The organism is Psychromonas arctica, from assembly GCF_036697365.1.
GTDB classification, from domain to species: domain Bacteria; phylum Pseudomonadota; class Gammaproteobacteria; order Enterobacterales; family Psychromonadaceae; genus Psychromonas; species Psychromonas arctica_A.
In genome coordinates this window covers 1-2042 of the sequence record NZ_JBAHZA010000034.1, presented here as the reverse complement: position 1 = coordinate 2042, position 2042 = coordinate 1, and the positions used below count along the sequence as shown (strand labels likewise).

The 2042-nt window shown below is 46.7% G+C and carries 1 protein-coding gene; it reads right to left on the bottom strand.

What is annotated here, in order from left to right; translation table 11 throughout:
- On the bottom strand, nt 1–2042 hold a 2042-nt coding region (locus tag V5290_RS17115), incomplete at both ends, for a VCBS domain-containing protein (protein WP_333388678.1).

The window sequence follows — 2042 nt, the reverse complement described above, 5'->3', positions numbered from 1 at the left end:
TCAGTCACCGCGCCGGTCGCATCGCCAGCTACGATAGATAAATCATCGACACCATTAATGGTAATAACAATCTCTTGCTCAACACCATCGCTGGTAATAACAGTGATGGTATCGGTGAGTGACTCACCATCATCTAATGATTGGATCGCCGCTTGCGTGTTATCCGCGGCGTATGTCCAGTTACCATCGGCATCAATAGTAATATCACCGTAAGTACCGTTAATTGTTTCAGCAGTAAAGGTTGTGGTATCTGAGCTATCAACATCGCTTAGCGATAATGTACCTGACGTGCTTAACGTCGCGGCATCATCTTCAGTCACCGCGCCGGTCGCATCGCCAGCTACGATAGATAAGTCATCCATGCCGTTGATGGTAATGACAATCTTTTGTTCAACACCATCGCTAGTCATCACAGTGATGGTATCGGTGAGTGACTCACCATCATCTAATGATTGGATCGCTGCTTGCGTGTTATCCGCGGCGTATGTCCAGTTACCGTCGGCATCAATAGTAATATCGCCGTAAGTACCGTTAATTGTTTCAGCAGTGAAGGTTGTGGTATCTGAGCTATCAACATCGCTTAGCGATAATGTACCAGTCGTACTTAACGTCGCAGCATCATCTTCAGTGACCGCACCCGTTGTATCACCAGCTACGATAGATAAATCATCCATGCCGTTGATGGTAATAACAATCTCTTGTTCAACACCATCGCTAGTCATCACAGTGATGGTATCGGTGAGTGACTCACCATCATCTAATGATTGGATCGCTGCTTGCGTGTTATCCGCGGCGTATGTCCAGTTACCGTCGGCATCAATAGTAATATCGCCGTAAGTACCGTTAATTGTTTCAGCAGTGAAGGTTGTGGTATCTGAGCTATCAACATCGCTTAGCGATAATGTACCAGTCGTACTTAACGTCGCAGCATCATCTTCAGTGACCGCACCGGTTGTATCGCCAGCAACAATAGATAAATCATCCATGCCGTTGATGGTAATAACAATCTCTTGTTCAACACCATCGCTGGTCATAACAGTGATGGTATCGGTGATCGACTCGCCGTCATCTAATGATTGAATCGCCGCTTGCGTGTTATCCGCCGCGTATGTCCAGTTGCCGTCGGCATCAATAGTAATATCGCCGTAAGTACCGTTAATTGTTTCAGCAGTAAAGGTTGTGTTGTCTGAACTATCAACATCGCTTAGCGATAATGTACCAGTCGTGCTTAACGTCGCGGCTTCATCTTCAGTCACCGCGCCGGTCGCATCGCCAGCTACGATAGATAAATCATCGACACCATTAATGGTAATAACAATCTCTTGCTCAACACCATCGCTGGTCATAACAGTGATGGTGTCGGTGATTGACTCACCTTCATCTAAAGATTGGATCGCTGCTTGCGTGTTATCCGCCGCGTATGTCCAGTTACCATCGGCATCGATAGTGATTGCACCATAAGTACCTGACACAGTCTCAGCAGTGAAAGTTGTGGTGTCTGAGCTATCGATATCGCTTAGCGATAATGTACCAGTCGTGCTTAACGTCGATGCATCATCTTCAGTCACTTCGCCGGTCGCATCGCCAGCTACGATAGATAAGTCATCCACACCATTAATGGTAATTACAATCTCTTGTTCAACACCATCGCTGGTCATAACTGTGATGGTATCAGTAAGCGACTCACCGTCATCTAATGATTGGATCGCTGCTTGCGTGTTATCCGCTGCGTATGTCCAGTTGCCATCAGCGTCGATAGTAATATCGCCGTAAGTGCCGTTAATTGTTTCAGCAGTGAAGGTTGTGGTATCTGAGCTATCAACATCGCTTAGCGATAATGTACCTGATGTGCTTAACGTCGCGGCTTCATCTTCAGTCACCGCGCCCGTTGTATCGCCAGCTACGATAGATAAGTCATCCACACCATTAATAGTAATAACAATCTCTTGTTCAACACCATCGCTGGTCATAACAGTGATGGTATCGGTGATTGACTCGCCGTCATCTAAAGATTGGATCGCCGCTTGCGTGTTATCCGCCGC